Annotated in this window: 18 protein-coding genes and 1 pseudogene; 14 read left to right on the top strand and 5 right to left on the bottom strand. The window is 56.7% G+C overall.

Going from position 1 to position 16,804, the window contains the following annotated elements; all coding sequences use genetic code 11:
* Window positions 1–244: 244 nt before the first annotated feature.
* From DC3_RS09100 to DC3_RS09085, 4 genes are all read left to right on the top strand, one after another.
* Window positions 245–1,381, top strand: a complete 1,137-nt coding sequence (locus DC3_RS09100) for a GGDEF domain-containing protein (protein WP_146884050.1) — start codon at window positions 245–247, stop codon at window positions 1,379–1,381.
* A gap of 84 nt (window positions 1,382–1,465) precedes the next feature.
* Window positions 1,466–1,684: a hypothetical protein gene (locus DC3_RS09095; protein ID WP_146884049.1), complete on the top strand. Its 219-nt coding sequence runs from the start codon at window positions 1,466–1,468 to the stop codon at window positions 1,682–1,684.
* Between the two features lie 101 nt (window positions 1,685–1,785).
* Entirely contained in the window at window positions 1,786–2,859 is a 1,074-nt protein-coding gene (locus DC3_RS09090; protein WP_146884048.1) for a glycoside hydrolase family 43 protein, read from the top strand.
* A gap of 88 nt (window positions 2,860–2,947) precedes the next feature.
* A complete protein-coding gene (locus tag DC3_RS09085; protein ID WP_146884047.1) occupies window positions 2,948–4,000 on the top strand; it encodes a glycoside hydrolase family 43 protein in 1,053 nt (350 codons plus the stop codon).
* Window positions 4,001–4,079: 79 nt separating this feature from the next.
* Here the strand turns inward: DC3_RS09085 and DC3_RS09080 are convergent, their stop codons facing one another.
* Entirely contained in the window at window positions 4,080–4,793 is a 714-nt protein-coding gene (locus DC3_RS09080) for an MBL fold metallo-hydrolase (RefSeq protein ID WP_146884046.1), read from the bottom strand.
* A 42-nt stretch (window positions 4,794–4,835) separates the two neighbouring features.
* Here DC3_RS09080 and DC3_RS09075 point away from each other — a divergent pair, with 42 nt between their 5' ends.
* The 6 genes from DC3_RS09075 (at window position 4,836) to DC3_RS09050 (ending at window position 9,700) form a co-directional block, all read left to right on the top strand.
* Entirely contained in the window at window positions 4,836–5,477 is a 642-nt protein-coding gene (locus tag DC3_RS09075) for a hypothetical protein (protein WP_146884045.1), read from the top strand.
* Window positions 5,478–5,613: 136 nt separating this feature from the next.
* Entirely contained in the window at window positions 5,614–6,129 is a 516-nt protein-coding gene (locus DC3_RS09070) for a CueP family metal-binding protein (RefSeq protein ID WP_146884044.1), read from the top strand.
* Window positions 6,130–6,142: 13 nt separating this feature from the next.
* Complete coding sequence (locus DC3_RS09065) at window positions 6,143–6,610, top strand: DUF6803 family protein (protein WP_146884043.1); 468 nt, start codon at window positions 6,143–6,145, stop codon at window positions 6,608–6,610.
* 185 nt (window positions 6,611–6,795) lie between these two features.
* A complete protein-coding gene (locus DC3_RS09060) occupies window positions 6,796–7,695 on the top strand; it encodes a chromate resistance protein ChrB domain-containing protein (protein ID WP_146884042.1) in 900 nt (299 codons plus the stop codon).
* The gene (chrA, locus tag DC3_RS09055) at window positions 7,692–9,080 is read left to right on the top strand and encodes a chromate efflux transporter (protein ID WP_146884041.1); all 1,389 of its coding nucleotides are present in this window, start codon (window positions 7,692–7,694) and stop codon (window positions 9,078–9,080) included. Before DC3_RS09060 ends, chrA begins: the two co-directional genes overlap by 4 nt.
* 74 nt (window positions 9,081–9,154) lie before the next feature.
* Entirely contained in the window at window positions 9,155–9,700 is a 546-nt protein-coding gene (locus DC3_RS09050; protein ID WP_146884040.1) for a DUF305 domain-containing protein, read from the top strand.
* Between the two features lie 66 nt (window positions 9,701–9,766).
* Here DC3_RS09050 and xth read toward each other — a convergent pair whose 3' ends face one another.
* Window positions 9,767–10,534 (bottom strand): exodeoxyribonuclease III, encoded by a 768-nt coding sequence (gene xth, locus DC3_RS09045; protein WP_146884039.1) that lies wholly within the window; start codon window positions 10,532–10,534, stop codon window positions 9,767–9,769.
* 165 nt (window positions 10,535–10,699) lie between these two features.
* Here xth and DC3_RS09040 point away from each other — a divergent pair, with 165 nt between their 5' ends.
* The 4 genes from DC3_RS09040 to DC3_RS09025 all read left to right on the top strand — a co-directional run bounded on the left by DC3_RS09040 (window position 10,700) and on the right by DC3_RS09025 (window position 14,804).
* Window positions 10,700–11,038, top strand: a complete 339-nt coding sequence (locus tag DC3_RS09040) for an ArsR/SmtB family transcription factor (RefSeq protein WP_146884038.1) — start codon at window positions 10,700–10,702, stop codon at window positions 11,036–11,038.
* Window positions 11,035–11,523, top strand: coding sequence for an SRPBCC family protein (locus tag DC3_RS09035; protein ID WP_146884037.1), 489 nt, complete (start codon window positions 11,035–11,037; stop codon window positions 11,521–11,523). The genes DC3_RS09040 and DC3_RS09035 overlap by 4 nt, the downstream gene beginning before the upstream one ends.
* A gap of 442 nt (window positions 11,524–11,965) precedes the next feature.
* A complete protein-coding gene (locus DC3_RS09030; RefSeq protein WP_146884036.1) occupies window positions 11,966–12,442 on the top strand; it encodes an SRPBCC family protein in 477 nt (158 codons plus the stop codon).
* A gap of 508 nt (window positions 12,443–12,950) precedes the next feature.
* A complete protein-coding gene (locus DC3_RS09025; protein ID WP_146884035.1) occupies window positions 12,951–14,804 on the top strand; it encodes an ATP-binding protein in 1,854 nt (617 codons plus the stop codon).
* Between the two features lie 35 nt (window positions 14,805–14,839).
* Here the strand turns inward: DC3_RS09025 and DC3_RS09020 are convergent, their stop codons facing one another.
* From DC3_RS09020 to DC3_RS09010, 3 genes and pseudogenes are all read right to left on the bottom strand, one after another.
* Window positions 14,840–15,316 carry a hypothetical protein gene (locus tag DC3_RS09020; RefSeq protein ID WP_146884034.1) on the bottom strand — a complete coding sequence of 159 codons (477 nt, stop codon included), beginning with the start codon at window positions 15,314–15,316 and terminating at the stop codon, window positions 14,840–14,842.
* Window positions 15,317–15,511: 195 nt separating this feature from the next.
* On the bottom strand, window positions 15,512–16,549 hold the full coding sequence (locus tag DC3_RS09015; protein ID WP_222594726.1) for a zinc-dependent alcohol dehydrogenase family protein: 1,038 nt from the start codon (window positions 16,547–16,549) through the stop codon (window positions 15,512–15,514).
* Window positions 16,546–16,804 (bottom strand): annotated as a pseudogene (locus DC3_RS09010) (carbohydrate ABC transporter permease); the annotation flags it as partial. The pseudogene DC3_RS09010 and the gene DC3_RS09015, both read right to left, overlap by 4 nt.

The raw sequence follows: 16,804 nt of genomic DNA, 5'->3' as shown, positions 1-16,804 counted from the left end.
AAGAAGAAGTTTTTTGACGGGTCAGCGTGCCGCACTGACCTGCGCTCTCGTGACATCATGGTACGTCTGGCTCCCCTGATGAATGTCCCGAACTTGATGGATGGGTCTGAGAGCTTTGTCCTGGCCTGTCTTTCCATGCTCCAAAGTGTGTGAATGCGTTTTAACACTTGATGAAAAGAAGACAGACAGAACCTGCGCAGTACCCTGAACCTGAGAGCTTTTCAACCTTTGTGGGAGGTGTGCTGTGGGGACTTTTGACAACATCATCTTTCAGCTGGCGCTTTTGACCAGCCTGACCTTCGGGTGGAGCCTGTTGCTCAAAAACTCAAGGACAGCAGATCAGCCTGCACAGCACCAGATGCTGGAACTGGGCATGGCCACCCTGATTGCCCTCGTTCTGATGCGCTACCCCATTGAGTTGCAAGAAGGTTTTCTCCTGGACCTGCGCATGGTTCCCATCGCCCTCCTTGGTCTGCGTTACGGTCCGGCACAGGCCCTGCTGGCTGCCGTTCCGTCTGCCCTGTACCGCATGTACCTGGGAGGGGTGGGGATGCTTCCTGCGATGGTGTCTCTGGGTGGCCTTTTGCTGGTGCTGACTGTGGCCTGGGCGTGGTCGGTGCGCAGTCACCAGAGCATCCAGAGCATCAAGTGGCTTCCCTGGGTGTTGTTTTTGCCCGTGGTTGCAGGCATTCTGATGTTGCCCGAAGGACCCACTCTGTTGTGGAAGGTGTTTCCGGTGTTTTATCTGGGTTGTTCCCTGACCCTTTGCCTTGCCATGATGGTGCTGGACTCCCGCCAGATGCAACTTCGTGCCAATGAAGTGGTGGCCCAGGATTCGCTCACCGATCCCCTCACCGGGCTCCTCAACCGCCGGGGCCTGGAGCATGACACCGTGCAGTTTTATGGGGGAAACCATGTTCTGACGCTGGATGTGGACCGCTTCAAGTCCATCAACGACCGTTTCGGCCATCAGGTGGGGGATGATGTGCTGGGCACCCTCGGAACGGTGTTGCGTGAAAGTCTCGGGCTGCAGCACCGGGCCTACCGCATGGGTGGGGAAGAGTTCGTGGTGGTGTTGCGCAACAAAACGGACCGTCAGGCCTATCGCTGGGCGGAAGACATCCGGGCCGCTTTCACCGAACGGGTGGAGATGATGCACAAACACCTGCCGGAGCCTGTCACCGTCAGTGCTGGGCTGGTCAGAATGGCTGCAGGAGAGGGTTTTCATGTGGCCCTGTCCCGTGCAGACGAACTGCTTTACCAGGCCAAATCACAGGGCCGCAACCGCACCTGTCAGTCTGAAACCCGCAAAGAGGCTGCCACTGCCCGGCTGGTGTTGCCCAGTGAGGACGAGAACCTGTTGCGCCATGACCTGAATTGAGGCATCCACACTTCTGGGCCGGACATCCCGGCCCTTTTTTGAAGTTAAACCAGCAAAAAAACTTGACATTAATCAAATTTGTTGTTGGAGCTGCTGAAAATCTGCTGTTTGTGTGGCCTCCAAGTTGCTGGAAAGGCCTGCAAATCCTGCCCTTTGCTGCGGCATTTTCAGTTCTTGAGTGCCCTTCAGGGCTCTGGTGCGCTGTTTTTTGCTGTGCTGCAGAAATTTATCCCACACAGTCCAGGAAGTGCGAAAGCAGCAGGTTTTATTGAAGATAAATTGACAATTAACAAGTTTTTCTGATATGCTTCACCTGAAGCCAAAAGTCAAAGTTCATCTGCATTCCCCATGCCAGGAAAGGTTCTGCTGCACCCCCCAGCAACTGCTTTCCTGAAGGAGCCCCCATGCAAAGTCTCAAACTGCCCCTGATGTCACTTGCCCTCTGCACCCTTGCCGCCTGCACCACCACCCCAATTCAACCTGCTCCTGGAGTGACCTCCCAGGCCCAGACCTCCATCAACAATGCGGACCCCAGCGTGATCCGGGTGGGCAGCACCTATTACTCGGTGGAAAGCGATGGACGCCTGATCTTCGTGCGGGCCGCCAGCAGCATCCAGAACCTTGGCAGTGCCCCCAGGGTGCAGGTGTGGGGAAACCCGGCAAACCTTCCCGAGATCTGGGCTCCCGAAATCATCCGGGACCCTGCAACGGGCACCTACTACATCTACTTCGCGGGTGGGGCAGGGGCAGGCCACCGCATGTATTACATCAAATCCAACGCCCCACAGAGCGGGTATTCGGGAGCTGTGCAGATGGCTTTGCCGGACAACAAATGGGCGATTGATGGGGTGGCCTTCAAATACAAAAACCAGTGGTACTTCACCTGGTCGGGATGGGCCGGGGACACCAACGGCGAGCAGAACATCTACATCGCCACCATGTCCAGTCCCACCACCGTGACCGGACCCCGCCACATCATCTCCCAGCCCAGAGAATGGTGGGAGAAAGTTGATCCGAACCCCCCCACCCGGGTCAATGAAGGACCTCAACCCATCGTGGACCCGTCTGGGCAGCTTCACATCGTGTACTCCGCGAACGGAAGCTGGGGGGTGAATTACTGCCTGGCAGACCTGAGGCTCAAACTGAACGGCAACGTCACATACGTGTGGGATTACTTCAAATCCAACGGATGCCTGTTCTCCTCCCATGCACCCATGATGTCCGGCTGGAACACCACCCTGTACGCCAAAGGGGTTGGACACCACTCCTTCGTGCTGCTCGATGGAGATGTGAACACCAGTCCACCCGCCGGACCCACCTTCCCGATGATGTACCACGGGGTGCCCATGAACCAGAACCCCAGCAACTTCTGGGCCGCCCGCTACTGGTACGCAGGCAGTTTCGCCTGGTGGGGCAACACCACCTACACCCGTGGCAGTGAAAGCAACACCGGATGGAGCCTCAAATTCTTCGAGTGAATCCCCATTCGGGTCAGGGAGACAGCTGTCTCCCTGGCTTTTCGTGTTGTTTTGCCCCTGCGTTTTTTGAAGAAAGGAAGTCCTGAAGATGTTTCGTTCCATGCTTTTTCGCCTGCTCTGCCTGATCCTGCTTGTCGTCTCTGGAGGCGCATCTGCCCAGGGCAAAACCTTCCAGAACCCGCTGCTGGTGTTTGCGGGTGCAGACCCACACATCGTTTTTCATGACGGCTGGTATTACATGACCTACACCACAGGTCGAGACATCCAGATCCGCAAATCCAGAAGCCTGGCCACCCTGGACCAGGCAGAGATGAAAGTGGTGTTTCAGCCCGAAGGGGAAGCGTCCTGCTGCCACGTCTGGGCTCCCGAGTTCCACCTGCTGGAGGGTCCTTCAGGCAAGCGCTGGTACATCTATTACACCGCTGGTCCGAAAGACTGCTGTGCCCATCAGCGCATGTACGTTGCCGAGAGTGCCACTGAGGACCCCATGGGACCCTACACCTTCAAAGGCAAGATTGCCGATCCCAGACACGACTTCTGGGCCATTGATGCTTCTGTGGTGCAAACCAGAGACCACCTGTATCTGGTGTACAGCGGAACCCCTGAAGACTTCATGCCCCACGAGAAACCCCAGCACCTGTACATCGCAGAAATGGCGAACCCCTGGACCCTGAAAAGCGAACGGGTGGAGATTTCCTCCCCGACTTTCATCTGGGAGCGCATGGGTGGCCCGGTGAACGAAGGACCTGTGGCGCTTTATCACAACGACCAGATTTTTCTGGCTTTCTCAGGCAGTGGATGCTGGACCGATGATTACAGTCTGGGCCTCCTGAAGGCCAGTGCAAATGCAGACCTTTTGAATCCTGCTTCATGGACCAAACTGCCCGAGCCTGTCCTGGAACGCAATGACGCCGGGCAGGTGTATGGCCCTGGTCACAACGGATTTTTCAAGTCTCCAGATGGCACCGAAGACTGGGTGGTGTACCACGCCAACCCTGCTCCGGGCCAGCAGTGTGGTGAATCTCGCGTGGCCCGTGCCCAGAAGATCACCTGGGACCAGAGCGGCATGCCGGTGTTTGGAGAAGCCGTTCCCCTCTGGACCGATCTGCCTTTGCCCTCAGGTGATCCCGGCGCACCCTGAATCTGGTCCACATGACATGCGAGGAAGTTTTTGCTTCCTTGCATTCTTTTTTTGCAGGCTCAACTCTGGATGGGTATTCTCATGCCAGTGCCTCCTGGCCAGGGTCTCTCCACCCTCCAAGCAGGTCTTCCCCTCGCAACAGCCCGCCATGGTGGGCAAGGAGGGAACGCACATTCAGGTGGCCGAGGGAACGCAAAGAGGCAAGGGCCACCATGGGATCGAGGGTGTTTTCTGGAAGCATCACCTGCCCACCTTTGACCATCACAGCGTCCCCTGCAACCAGCACACCTTCGGCCCACAAACTCAGGTGCCCTGGGGTGTGCCCAGGGGTGAACAGAACCTGCACCCCACCGGCAATGGGCAGCCATTCACCATCCATCAGGGTGCGGTTCACCTCAACTGGTGGTGCTCCCTTTTCTATTCGCTGGCGGGTTCTGGGGTCCAGTTGCTCCAGCAACCGGACGGGCAAGGGTTTCAGGGCGGGCAGGGAACCCTGAAGGTAAGGGACTTCCAGGTCAGAAGCCCACACTGAAGCCCCTGTCGCTTCCACCAGTTCCCGTGCTCCACCAGCATGGTCGATGTCACTGTGGGTGAGGATCACCTGTCGAAGGTCTGACAGCTGCAGTCCAACTTCCTGCAGGGAACGGCGCACTTCTGGCAGCATTCCTGGCAATCCTGCGTCCACCAGGGTCACGCCAGTGGCATCCACCAGGGCCGTCAGATGAAAGGTTCGGGTGATGGGGCCAGCCGTCCATGTGATGGGGAGTGCAAAAACGTGGTCGTTGAGTTTCATCCGGTTCCTCCGTTGACTTAATCTAAGGTTAAGCTGGGTAAAATGGACGCTCAGATTTTACGTACCGTCACGGGTGATGTGCAGGTGAAGCTGCTCACCGATCCGCGCAGCCTGCGGCACCTGCAGCCCTTTTTCTCTGAGGCCAGCACCACCAGCGAGGCCGCCCGGAAGTTGCAGGTCTCGGTGCACCACATGATGTACTGGACCAGAAAATTTCGTGATGCCGGCCTCATTGAAGTCCATGGAAATCTTGTTCTGCACGGCAGATCCATCCCACGTTACCAGACCACTGCAGGCACCTTTCTGGTTCCTTTCAGGCACATTTCTCAGGCCTCCCTTAAGGAACTGCTGGCCCACTTCGGGAGGCCCTGGGAGGACCTGCTGAACCACCACCTGGTGCGGGCCACCACCCGGCATGTCCCGGACGTGCACCAGCACAGTTTGCGCATCACTGGCCAGAGGCAGTTGCACATTGACCTGTACGGTGAAGATCAGGCCCTGCACGACCAGTTGCAGGCAAAAGAGGCTCCAGCCCTCCTCACCGAATGGCATGTGCTTTCCCTTTCGCCAGAGGACGCCAAGAGATTGCAGCATGAGCTGCTGGAGATGTTGCACAGGTACCAGCAGCTTCAGGGACCGCAGCAACACCTGTTGCGGCTTGCCCTGACCCCCACACTGTCTTGACCTTTCGGACCAGAGGTCCGGGTTTGTGCAGAATGGCTGTCATCCTGCCATGTCGTGAATCTTTACACAAGCTTCACACGGATTCGCTACCCTGAGAGCCGAACCGGACCTCCGGAAAAAGCAAAAGGAGAACGCCATGAAACCCCTCCTCGCCCTGATCCCCTTCCTTGCCCTCTCTGCACTTGCTGCACCCACCCCGCAACAACTCCAGAACACCACCCCCCAGCAGGCCCTCAAACTCGCCAACCTCTGGCGCACCAGCACCACTGGCGTGAGAAGCTTCGTGACCAGTGAGAAAATCCAGTTCACCTTCCCGGATGGACAGGTTGCTGAAGTGAAACTGCCACAGAACCAGATGGTCATTGCCATCGCTCCCTACCTCCAGCAAACCCACCCCTGCAAGACGCACTACATGTCCAGCTGCACCGGAGAAATGCAAAACCAGCCTGTGGATGTGCTCATCAAAGATCAGAACAGCAAAACCATCATCAAACGCACCTACAGAACCCACGCCAATGGTTTCCTGGAGGTCTGGCTTCCCAGAGACGGCACCTTCACCGTCATCCTCAGTGCCCAGGGCAAGTCGGCCACCGGAATGCTCAGAACCTTCTCTGGAAGTGACACCTGTGTCACCAACATGCAATTGAGGTGATGTTGTGGACAACATGACGATGACCCACTACATGGAACTGCTGGCCAGCAACCAGCCGTGGAACCTGATCCTCTTCATGGCCATTCCGGTGATCCTGGCAGAATTCATTGCGGTCACGGAACTGTATGTGCTTTTCACCCGCAACACTTCAGGTGGTCTCAAACGCTGGAACCGTTATGCCAGCATGTTTGTTGGGGTGTACTTCCTGGGGATCTTCGTGTATCTCTTCAGCACCGCTGTCGTTCCCCTGACCACCCAGGGTCTGTGGCGTGGTCCCTTTGATGTGATCGCTGTGGGTTTCTACCTGCTGGGCGTGGTGCCCCTTGTTGGCATGGCCCTCATTGACTCCGGGTTGGTGCTCAGAGGCCAGGAGGAGCAGGTGAAACTCAAAAACCATGCGGTGATGGTCGGGATTTTCCTGGTGGTGGCCCACATTGCCATGATCTTTGGCATGCTCAGTCCCCACCTGCTGATGGCATAAACCAAAGACTCCCAGCGTCCAGAGGCAATCCTCTGGACTTTTTGTTGATTCAGGGTCAGCCGATCACCAGCTCCCAAAGTTGGGTGTGCTGGCCCTGGGAGGTCCGAAACTCCAGAAAGCCCATGTTCCTGTATATTGTTGTAATACTTGTTGCGTGATCTGGAAACACCCTTTACGCTGAATCCATGAACTGGCTGATTTTCCAGTACACCCTGCCCAGAGACCACAAAAGCCGCGTCACCCTCTGGCGGCGCATCAAAAAACTCGGGGCCATCAGCCCCATCCAGGGCACCCACATCCTCCCCGACACCCCCGACTGTCTCGAAGGTTTCCAGTGGCTGTTGCAGACCGTCAAAGAAGACGGGGGGGACACGCTGCTGGTCCACAGCGACCGACTGCAGGGCTTCAGTGACGAGGACCTGAAACAGTTGTTTCACCAGGAGATGAGAGGAGATTACCTCAAACTGCAAGATGAACTGAAAAACCCACCTGCAGATCTGGATTTCCGCAGACTGCTTAAACGGTTCCAGGACCTCCAAAGCCGCGATCACTTCAACAGCCCCGAAGGACAGAAAACCGCCAGGCTCCTGCAGAAACTCCGGGAACAGCACAACCCCAGGGTTCAGCTGCCACTGAAGAAAAAAGCCGATTTTCAGGGCAGGACCTGGCGCACGAGGCCCGGTATTTTTGTGGACCGCATTGCCTCCGCTTGGTTCATCCGAACCTTTCTGGACCCCCATGCCGTGATCCATTACAGCGACGAATCCAGGGAGGGAGAAATCACCTTTGACCTGCTGGATGCAGACTTCACCCATGTTGCCGACCTGTGCACCTTCGAGGTGCTGGTCCACAGCTTTGAGGAAACCTCTCCAGAGATGCTGAAACTTGCAGAAATCATCCACGCCCTGGACGTGGAAGAAGCAGGGGTCACCCCACCGGAAGCCGAAGGGTTGAAAGCCATTTTCAATGGTTACATTGCCCAGGGGCTTCCAGACCATGACCGGGCAGAGCAGGGTGGACAGGTGCTCTCGGCTTTGCTGGCCCATTTCAAGGCGCAGATGGCTGGCCTGGAGGTGTTGCAATGAGCCGGGGCAGACCTGATGCCGCCCATCCACAGGTGCCTTTCCGCGAAGCCGTGTCGGTGTGGCTCAGGGTGGCCGCCCAGAGCTTCGGGGGTCCTGCGGGACAGATCGCGGTGATGCACAGAATCCTGGTGGAAGAGAAGAAGTGGATCAGCGAGGAGCGTTTCCTCCATGCACTGAATTACTGCATGCTCCTTCCCGGACCGGAAGCCCAGCAACTCGCCACGTACATCGGGTGGCTGCTCCACGGCACCCGTGGAGGGCTGGTGGCCGGAAGCCTCTTTGTGCTGCCCGGATTCCTGGCCATCTTGCTGCTGAGCGTCATCTACGTTCTGTACAGTGACACCACCATCATCGGGGCGATCTTCTTCGGCCTGAAAGCCGCTGTGCTGATCATTGTGCTGGAAGCCCTCTCGCGCATCTCCAGACGGGCATTAAAAAACAATGTGATGTACGGAATTGCTGCAGCTGCCTTCGTGCTGATTTTCTTCTTCCAGGTGCCTTTCCCTTACATCATCTTGCTGGCAGGAGCACTGGGCTATTCCGGCAGTCAGACCAGACCAGACCTGTTCAAGGGGGGTGGGGGTCACGGCAGTGCAAAAACCGACGATGATGAAAGCCAGTATGTGATCACCCGCGAGACTGCTCCTGCCGTGCAACCCAGTGCCGGTCGGGCGTTGCGGGTGACCACCCTGGGTCTGCTGATCTGGTTCATTCCCCTGCTGGTGGTCGGACTGACCCTCAGCTGGCAATCGGTCTTCGTGGACCAGATGGTGTTTTTCAGCAAAATGGCGGTGGTGACCTTTGGGGGTGCCTATGCGGTCCTGTCTTATGTGGCGCAGCAGGCGGTTGAGGTGTACGGCTGGCTGGCCCCCGGCGAAATGCTCACCGGACTGGGTTTTGCTGAAACCACCCCCGGTCCTCTCATCCAGGTGGTGCAATTCGTGGGCTTTCTGGGAGCTTACCGTGAAGCTGCACCCCTGAGCCCGATGGGCGCGGCAGTGCTCTCCTCGGTGCTGGTGACCTGGGTGACCTACGTGCCATGCTTTCTTTGGATCTTCCTGGGTGCCCCTTACATTGAGAAACTCAGGGGAAACCAGCGGCTCTCAGGGGCACTGACTGCCATCACCGCTGCGGTGGTGGGCGTGATCCTCAACCTGTCGGTCTGGTTCGCATTGCACACGCTGTTTGGAAAGGTGGTTGAAAGGCACATGGGGCTGCTCAGGCTGGAGATTCCGGTGTGGGGCACCCTGAGCTTGCCCACCCTGGCCCTGAGTCTGGTGGCGTGGGTCCTTCTGTTCCGCCTGAAGAAAAGCACCTTTTTCACCCTGGGGATGACCTGTGGACTGGGCATCCTGTTCACCATCGTGCTGGGCCTGAAGCCATGAGGGTGTCGGCAGGGCCTTGAGGGCTTTACAGAATTTACACACACCCTGGCTACCCTGAGAGGCAGGAGGTGCGCATGAAACGATTTCTGATCGTGCTGGCTTTGGCGCTGGGTGGAGCCATGGCACAGATGGACCACAGCAACATGAACATGGGCACCATGAAAATGGGCGGGCTGGAGAAACGGTCTGGCAAAGCCTTTGATCGGGCGTTTGTCAGCATGATGATTCCCCACCACCAGGAGGCCATTTCAATGGCAAAGGCCGTGCTGCCAAAAAGCAAAGACGCCCAGGTGAAAAAATGGGCCGAGGCGATTGTTGAGGACCAGCAAAAAGAGATCCTGGAGATGCAGGCCCTCTTGAAAACCCTTGGTGGGCCAGACAGCAAAATGCAACAGATGATGAAAAAGAGCATGTCTGGCATGGGTGGCATGGTGAAATCCGCGAAGGACCCAGACCGGGCTTTTGTGGAAGGCATGATCCCTCACCACGCCAGTGCCATCTTGATGGCCAACATCGCTCTGGAAGTCAGTGACAATGAAACGGTGCTGAAGCTTGCCCGGGACATTGTGGTGGCGCAGGCAGGGGAGATCTACAGCTTCAAAATATGGCTGAAGAACTGATTTGCCAGACAGGCCGCCCCGTTGCAGGGGCGGTTTTTTCAACAGGGTTTGTCAGAGGTGTCCCCTTTAAACATCAAAGGTGGCAAGCACAGGTGCATGGTCTGAGGGCCTTTCATGGGCTCTGGGAACAGCGTCAATGGTGCAGGAGGTGCAGCGTGCAGCAAGATCTTGAGACACCAGCACGTGGTCAATTCTCAGGCCCCAGTTGCGGGAGAATGCCAGACGCCCGTAATTCCACCAGCTGAAGGTGCGCTCTGGTTGTGGAAAGAGCCTGAAGGCATCCTGCAAACCCACGTCCAGCAGCGCCCGAAAGGCTGTGCGTTCAGGTTCACTGACCAGCACCTGGCCTTCCCAGCGTTTTGGGCTGTGCACGTCCCGGTCTTCAGGGGCCACATTGAAATCACCCATCACTGCCACCAGGGGGTGTTTTTGCACCTCTTCGGAAAGCCACGTTCGGGCGGCATTCATCCACTCCAGTTTGTACTGGTATTTGTCTGTCCCGACGGCCTGACCGTTGGGCACATACAGGCAGATGATCCTCACGCCTGCGGTGGTGGCAGCAAGCACCCGCTTCTGGGGGTCTTCAAATCCGGGAAGTCCGATCAGGAGGTCTTCCAGAGGTGTGCGGGACAGCACCGCCACCCCGTTGTAGGCTTTCTGGCCTGCGAATGCAGCATGGTACCCCTGTTCCTGCAGGGCCTCGAGTGGAAACAGGTCATCTGTGAGTTTGGTTTCCTGCAGGGCCAGCACATCAGGTTTGTGGGTGTCCAGAAAGTGCTCCACCTGCGGGAGACGCACTTTCAGGGAATTGACGTTCCAGGTGGCAAGTTTCATCTGGTGGGCCTCTCAGAATCCAGCAACATGGGGTGTGAATGGAGGTGCATGTCTGATCATTCCACAGATTTTGTTCTGGCAACGGGTGCAAAGCCACTGGAAACACCTTCAGGGCAGATGTCATTCTGCTCTTGACATATTCCTATATAGGAATATAATAAGTGTATGGCCCGGGCAGCAACCACTTCAGACCCTTTCAATGCTGTGGCCGAACCGCAGCGCAGGAAGATCCTGGACCTGCTCATGACCGGAGACTTCAACGTCACGGAACTCGCATCCAGACTGGGTATGAACCAGCCCCAGGTGTCCAAGCACCTGAAGGTCCTGAAAGAAGTGGACCTGATCACCGTGCGGGAAGAGGGACGGCAACGCGTCTACCACCTCAACAGCGAGAATTTGAAGCCCATCCATGACTGGCTGAGGCCCTTCGAGCAGCTGTGGTCCCGCAGGCTGGACCACCTGGAGCAAGTGCTGGAAGGGCTCAAAAAGGAGGAACATTCATGACCGGAGTGCATTTGTTAAACAGCGCCATCCTCACCCTTCCTGCCCCCACACAGATCCAGACTGTCCGGACCTTTCACGCCCCCAGGCACCTGGTCTACCGGGCCTGGACCACCCCGGAGCTGGTGAAGCGCTGGTGGGCTTCAGACCTCGGAGAAATGACCATCGCAGAGATTGACCTGCGTGTGGGAGGCCAGTGGCGTGATGTGATGGTCACCCATCACGGCATGGAAGTCGCTTTTCATGGTGAATTTCAGGACATTGTTCCCAATGAACGCATCACCAGCACCGAAATCTATGAGGGCATGCCTGAAGAGGCGTCCATGAACACGGCAGTGTTCACAGACCTCCCCCAGGGCACCCTCCTCACCTTGCACATCGAACACCGCACCCAGCAATCCAGAGACCTGCACCTGCAATCTGGCATGGAAAAAGGACTGCAGAAAGCCCTGAACTTTCTGGAGCACGTTGCCCTGGCAGAGAAATAAATGCTGTCCCTCTGGAATCAGGTCTTGAACAAAGACCTGATTTTCCATTGGGTGTTTCCCTGAGGGATTCACGAATTTTGATCGAATCTGTCGCTTTTCGACTTTTTCAGTCTGGAGGTCACCACCACATTGCTGGAAACGTTTTCGAATCGTCTTTCAGAGTTTTGAGGGTGTTTTTCAGGACATCCTGAAAGTTTCTGGAAGCCCTTGCACCCTGATGACACCTCCAGACCTTCTGAAAATGGTCCTGAGGGGTGTCTGGATGGGCTTTAAGTGCATGGACAAAAGTCCTGAAGTGTGACACACTATGGGCACGAGATCAACAAAGTCCAGAACGAAAGAATTCTGTTTTGGGTTCTTTCATGGTGAGCCCTGAATTCACGTGCCTTGCCAGAGGTGGGTGTGTTCAGCTGCACCTGTCACCACCCCGGAAGGAGGAGCCATGCACATCTGCACCTTCAAAGCCCAGACCCACACCACCGCACAGGCCCTGTGGACCCTGTGGACCCAGTCAAAACACTGGCCTGCCTGGGACACCAACCTTCAGGAGGTCACCCTGGATGGGGCCTTCAAACAGGGGGGCACGGGCACTCTGGTGTATCAGGATGGCACCAGACGCACTTTTACCGTGATCAAACTGCAGGTGCTCGAAAGCCTGGTGATCTGCATTTCTTACGCCAGAGGAACCGAAGTGCTGGTCAAGCGCGATTTGCGCCAGGAAGGGGAGGTTTTGCATTTCGAGCAGGACGTCACCCTGTCTGGCACTTTCCTCACCAAGATGATGATGGGGGGGCACCGGGAAATCCTGCGTGATGCCGCCAGACAGCAGATGCAGCGAACACTTGACCTGCTGGAAGGACAGAGAAAACCTGTGGGTGAAAGCAGCGCTTATGCTTCCACCCGACAGGTGGGGCACTGAATCCGTTCAATCCATCAATACTGCCGTCTGAGCGCATGGTTGACGTGGACCTCAGGTGCAGGAGGCCACGTTCTGTTGCCTCCTGGATCACCTGAAGGCATTTTGTTTTCTGGTGTGCGGGTGATCTCACCACCAATGCTGATTTTTTTGCTCTCTCCTTCACGGCGTACAGGGTAAGTGCAAAGTCGCTGATGGGGCGATATCCTTGCTGAATGCCGTCAGCAAAAACCTCAACCACGCTTTCACTTGATCCAGACAGAACCAACATTTGACCCTCCAGTACAGCGCATACTTGCAATGTGCCTGATGCTTTGGCATCAGGACCTCTTTTGCTGATGGCTTCTTGAGCAGAACAGCACCCTTCAGTGGGGCTTGCTCGCTGACCGCTGAAAGCTGAGTGCTCTACACCATCTGCAAGGTCGGGCTTTGCGCTTACCCTGTCACAGCGTAAGATCTCCTGTGGTTCCAGTCAGGTTTTTCGGTAAACTGTAAAGACACAGGACGGCTGATGAATCGAGAATTGCAACTGCTTCAAAACCTGTCGGTCCACAAGGTGCTGGATGTGCTCCCCGATCCAGCCTGGATTTCCAACCCTTCTGGAGAGGTCTTCCTCATCAATCAGGCGTACCGTGCCTGTTTCCAGACGGAGGATTTCACTCTGGAGAGGTTGCAGCACCTGATTCCAGAGCCGGACCGTAAACGTGTGCTGGAGGACTTCAGGGCGGGGATTGCCGCAGGAACGGACTTCACCTTGACTTTCCGCCTGATCATGAAGCAGGAGGCTGTGTGGCACGAGCTGAAGGTCACGCCAATCCACCAGAGCAAAACGCTTGAAGCGTGGATGGGCATTCTGCATGAACTCAGAGAAACGGAAGGCTATCTGGAAGCCCTGATGGAAAATGCCCCTGTTGGCCTTGGATTGATCGATCAGGATTACCGGGTGCGCCTGCTCAACTCCAGGCTGCTGGAAGATCTGCCTTTTTCCAGGGCCGAGCTGCAACAGAGCAGCCTCAACACGCTGTATCAGGGATCATTTCACCAAGTGCAGCCTCACATTGATGCTGTCTTTCAGCGTGGCGAGCCCTCACCTCCTCTGGAATTCGAGTCCCAGCATCCTGTGCCAGGAAGGCCTCCAGTGCACTGGCGGGTCAGGTATTTTCCCGTGCGGAGCAAGGGACAGCAGTTGCTCGGGGCGGGTTTTGTCTCGGACAACATCCGTGAACTCAAAGAAGCCCAGAAGCACCTTGAGCAGGAGCGGGCATTCCTGCAGCGCCTCACCGATGAGATTCCTGCAACCATCCAGATTCGGAAAATTCAGGATTACACCACCCTGTTTTCCAACCGTCACACGTACACGGCTCTGGGCTACACCCGTGAGGAAGTGGACCGCATGACCCTGGATGAAGTGCTGGCGATGGCCCCTCCAGAAGACCTTCCCAGAATCATGGAAGTGGCCCAGCAGGTGAGAGCACTCCAGCCAGGAGAAAGCATTGAAGATGAATACCGTCTCAGGCACAAAGATGGAGGCTGGCGCTGGTTTCTGGTGCGCACCAGCATCTTTGAGTGGACCGAAGACGGAGAGCCTCTGCATGCCCTGAGTGTGGGTCTGGACATCACCGACCGCAAGCAGGCTGAGCTGCAGCTTGCAGAAAGCGAGCAGCGTTTGCAGGGCCTCATCGAAGGGCACACCCGTTTTGTGTCCGACACCAGCCATGAAATCAAAACCCCACTGGCAGGCATCCAGGGCAACCTGGAGGTGTTGTTGCGTTACGACAACATTCCTGCAGAGGAAAAACGGGAGATCATCCAGGACTGCTACCGGGAGGCGGTGCGCCTGGGTCGCCTGGTCACCGACCTGCTCAGCATGGCCCGCACAGGGCACGGCCTCCTGATGCTGGAAACCGAGCTGCGTTTTGACCATCTGGTGCTGGATACCGTGCGGGACTTTGAGTCCATCAAAGGCCAGCATGAATTGAAGGTGGGCGAGGTGTCTTCCTGCACGGTTCTGGGCGACCCGGACCGCCTGAAACAGCTTCTGGTGATCCTCACAGGCAATGCCCTGAAATACACCCCCGATGGTGGGACGGTCACCCTCACGCTGGAGTGCCACGGCGATGAGGTGGAACTTGTTGTAAAAGACACCGGAATTGGCATCCGTCAGGAGGACCTTCCAAAGGTCTTCGAACGCTACTTCAGAGCAGACCACTCTGCTCTGGGGAAAGATCCGGGAGGGACCGGTCTGGGGCTGCCGATTGCCCGCTGGATCGTAGAACAGCATGGAGGCCAGATCGTGCTGGAAAGTGAATCTGGCAAAGGAACCACTGTGCGGGTCAGGTTGCCTGCCTGTCCCCTGGATGATTAAAGGTGTCCTTCCAGGCAGCATGATTGAAGACTGTTTCAGAGACCGACCTTCACTTCACGGAATGCCCCGAAACGCAAGTGCCAGACCAGCAAACCCAGAATCACCAGATGCCCGGGCAAAATCCAGTTGATCAGAAAGCCATACTGTGACCAGAACCCTTCAGGACGGCAACGCATGGATGCTGTGCACGACACCTCCAGCTGTTTTCCGATGGGAGGCACGTCTTCTGGTTTCATCACCGCGTCCAGGGTGATCTGCTGTCCTGCGATTTCCACCACAGGCCGAACCCTGTACGCTCCTCTGGGAAAAGCTGGAGGAGCATCCACCAGTGTGCTCTGGTGCACCGTTCTGGGAGACAGCACATGATCCAGCTCGTCTTTCATCACCAGCACGTCTGCAATCACCAGAAAGACCACCAGCACCACCACGAGGGGTGACACCTGCAAAACCCGTTTGATTCTCAATTCGGGCAAAGGTTTCTGGGGCCCAGGACGACCCGGCGGGAGGGACATACGAAGATGATAGGAGATGGATTTTCTGGAGGTGGTGGAAATCAAACAAAGGGGAAGATTGAGCCAGAATTGTAAGCGCTTTCAATTGATTTTGGGGAGAGGCCGGGACCACTTCCGATGAGGAATTCAGTCCCAGCCTGAAGGTGGAGAACCAGAAAAAATCCATTTGCACCTCAAAAAAACTTGTGAACGTTCTCAAAGCAAAGCCACAGTGGCCTTGATAGACTCTGGAGAGGCGATGATCTTCTGCCTGATGGCCTCATGCAGTTGACCCAGGGGCACGGTGTCGGTGATCAGTTCACTGGTTTTCACCTGACCACTGCGCATCCACTTCAAGGCCAGAGGAATCGTGGCATTCAGCGAAAAACTGCCCAGAATGGAGAGGTCTTTTCTGAAGATGTCGTAAGGGCTCACCTCAATCTTCGCCTCCTCGGGGGCCACCCCGAACACCAGAATCTTCCCTCCGGCAATCGCCTGATCGATCATTCCCTGCTGCACCCTCGGCACGCCTGTGGCCTCGGTCACCACGTCAAACCCATGAGGGTACAGGTCCCTGAGTTGCCCACCTGTTTCTGCAGAGGCCTGCAGCACATGTTTTGCTCCCAGCTTTCGCGCAAGTTCAAGGCGGGCAGTTTGCGGGTCCACCACAGTGATCTCACTGACGCCAGAGGCCAGCAACGCCTGCATCAGCAGGAGCCCGATCCCTCCAGCCCCATAAAGCAAGGCTGTAGAGCCAGGTTCGGGCCTGAGTCGGGTGATGCCCCAGGCCACACAACCGAGCGGTTCAGCGAACACCGCCATTTCAGGATCAAGGTCACTGGCGTCATACACCACACTTGATGGGGCCACCACGTACTCTGCAAACCCTCCAGCACGGGTCACCCCGATGGCCTCGTAGTGCAGGCACTGGTGACGCATGCCTTTCTGGCACATGATGCAGGTCCCACAATTCAGGTCCGGGTCCAGCACCACCCGTTGCCCTTCCGTGAAACCCCGCACCCCTGATCCGAGTGCATCAATGTAACCCACAATTTCGTGACCGGGAATGAGGGGGAGTTTCGCCTGAAAGTGACCTTCGAGCAGGTGGGCATCTGTTCCACACACCCCTGCCAGATGCACACGAATGCGCACCTCTCCTGCCTGAGGCTCTGGAATGGACACCTCCTGATACTCGATGGTGTGGGGAGCAGTGATCAGGGCAGCATGCATGGTCCGTCCATGGTCTGAGGTCATTTGACGGCCCCAAAGGTGAGACCGCGAATCAGCTGTTTCTGGGCGAACCAGCCGAATATCATCACGGGGGCTATGGTGAGGGTGGCTGCAGCAGACATCTTGGCCCAGAAGAGACCTTCAGATGTCTTGAACGAACTGATGAACACCGACAGTGGAGAGGCGTCGCTGGAAGTGAGGTTGAGGGCAAAGAACACCTCGTTCCAGGCAAAAATCACGCACAACAGCGCTGTGGAGGCAATCCCTGGAAGGGCCAGC

This window comes from Deinococcus cellulosilyticus NBRC 106333 = KACC 11606 (assembly GCF_007990775.1).
In the GTDB taxonomy this organism is placed as follows: domain Bacteria; phylum Deinococcota; class Deinococci; order Deinococcales; family Deinococcaceae; genus Deinococcus_C; species Deinococcus_C cellulosilyticus.
Note: the sequence above shows the minus strand (reverse complement) of the source record. Positions and strands in the feature narration are given on the sequence as shown.

Coding starts and splice junctions, on each gene's coding strand:
- DC3_RS09050 (WP_146884040.1), top strand. CDS start 9,155: ATGAAACGATTTCTGATCGTGCTGGCTTTGGCGCTGGGTGGAGCCATG.
- chrA (WP_146884041.1), top strand. CDS start 7,692: ATGAGCCGGGGCAGACCTGATGCCGCCCATCCACAGGTGCCTTTCCGC.
- DC3_RS09035 (WP_146884037.1), top strand. CDS start 11,035: ATGACCGGAGTGCATTTGTTAAACAGCGCCATCCTCACCCTTCCTGCC.
- DC3_RS09060 (WP_146884042.1), top strand. CDS start 6,796: ATGAACTGGCTGATTTTCCAGTACACCCTGCCCAGAGACCACAAAAGC.
- DC3_RS09075 (WP_146884045.1), top strand. CDS start 4,836: ATGGACGCTCAGATTTTACGTACCGTCACGGGTGATGTGCAGGTGAAG.
- DC3_RS09085 (WP_146884047.1), top strand. CDS start 2,948: ATGTTTCGTTCCATGCTTTTTCGCCTGCTCTGCCTGATCCTGCTTGTC.
- DC3_RS09040 (WP_146884038.1), top strand. CDS start 10,700: ATGGCCCGGGCAGCAACCACTTCAGACCCTTTCAATGCTGTGGCCGAA.
- DC3_RS09080 (WP_146884046.1), bottom strand. CDS start 4,793: ATGAAACTCAACGACCACGTTTTTGCACTCCCCATCACATGGACGGCT.
- DC3_RS09065 (WP_146884043.1), top strand. CDS start 6,143: ATGACGATGACCCACTACATGGAACTGCTGGCCAGCAACCAGCCGTGG.
- DC3_RS09015 (WP_222594726.1), bottom strand. CDS start 16,549: ATGACCTCAGACCATGGACGGACCATGCATGCTGCCCTGATCACTGCT.
- xth (WP_146884039.1), bottom strand. CDS start 10,534: ATGAAACTTGCCACCTGGAACGTCAATTCCCTGAAAGTGCGTCTCCCG.
- DC3_RS09025 (WP_146884035.1), top strand. CDS start 12,951: ATGAATCGAGAATTGCAACTGCTTCAAAACCTGTCGGTCCACAAGGTG.
- DC3_RS09020 (WP_146884034.1), bottom strand. CDS start 15,316: ATGTCCCTCCCGCCGGGTCGTCCTGGGCCCCAGAAACCTTTGCCCGAA.
- DC3_RS09030 (WP_146884036.1), top strand. CDS start 11,966: ATGCACATCTGCACCTTCAAAGCCCAGACCCACACCACCGCACAGGCC.
- DC3_RS09070 (WP_146884044.1), top strand. CDS start 5,614: ATGAAACCCCTCCTCGCCCTGATCCCCTTCCTTGCCCTCTCTGCACTT.
- DC3_RS09090 (WP_146884048.1), top strand. CDS start 1,786: ATGCAAAGTCTCAAACTGCCCCTGATGTCACTTGCCCTCTGCACCCTT.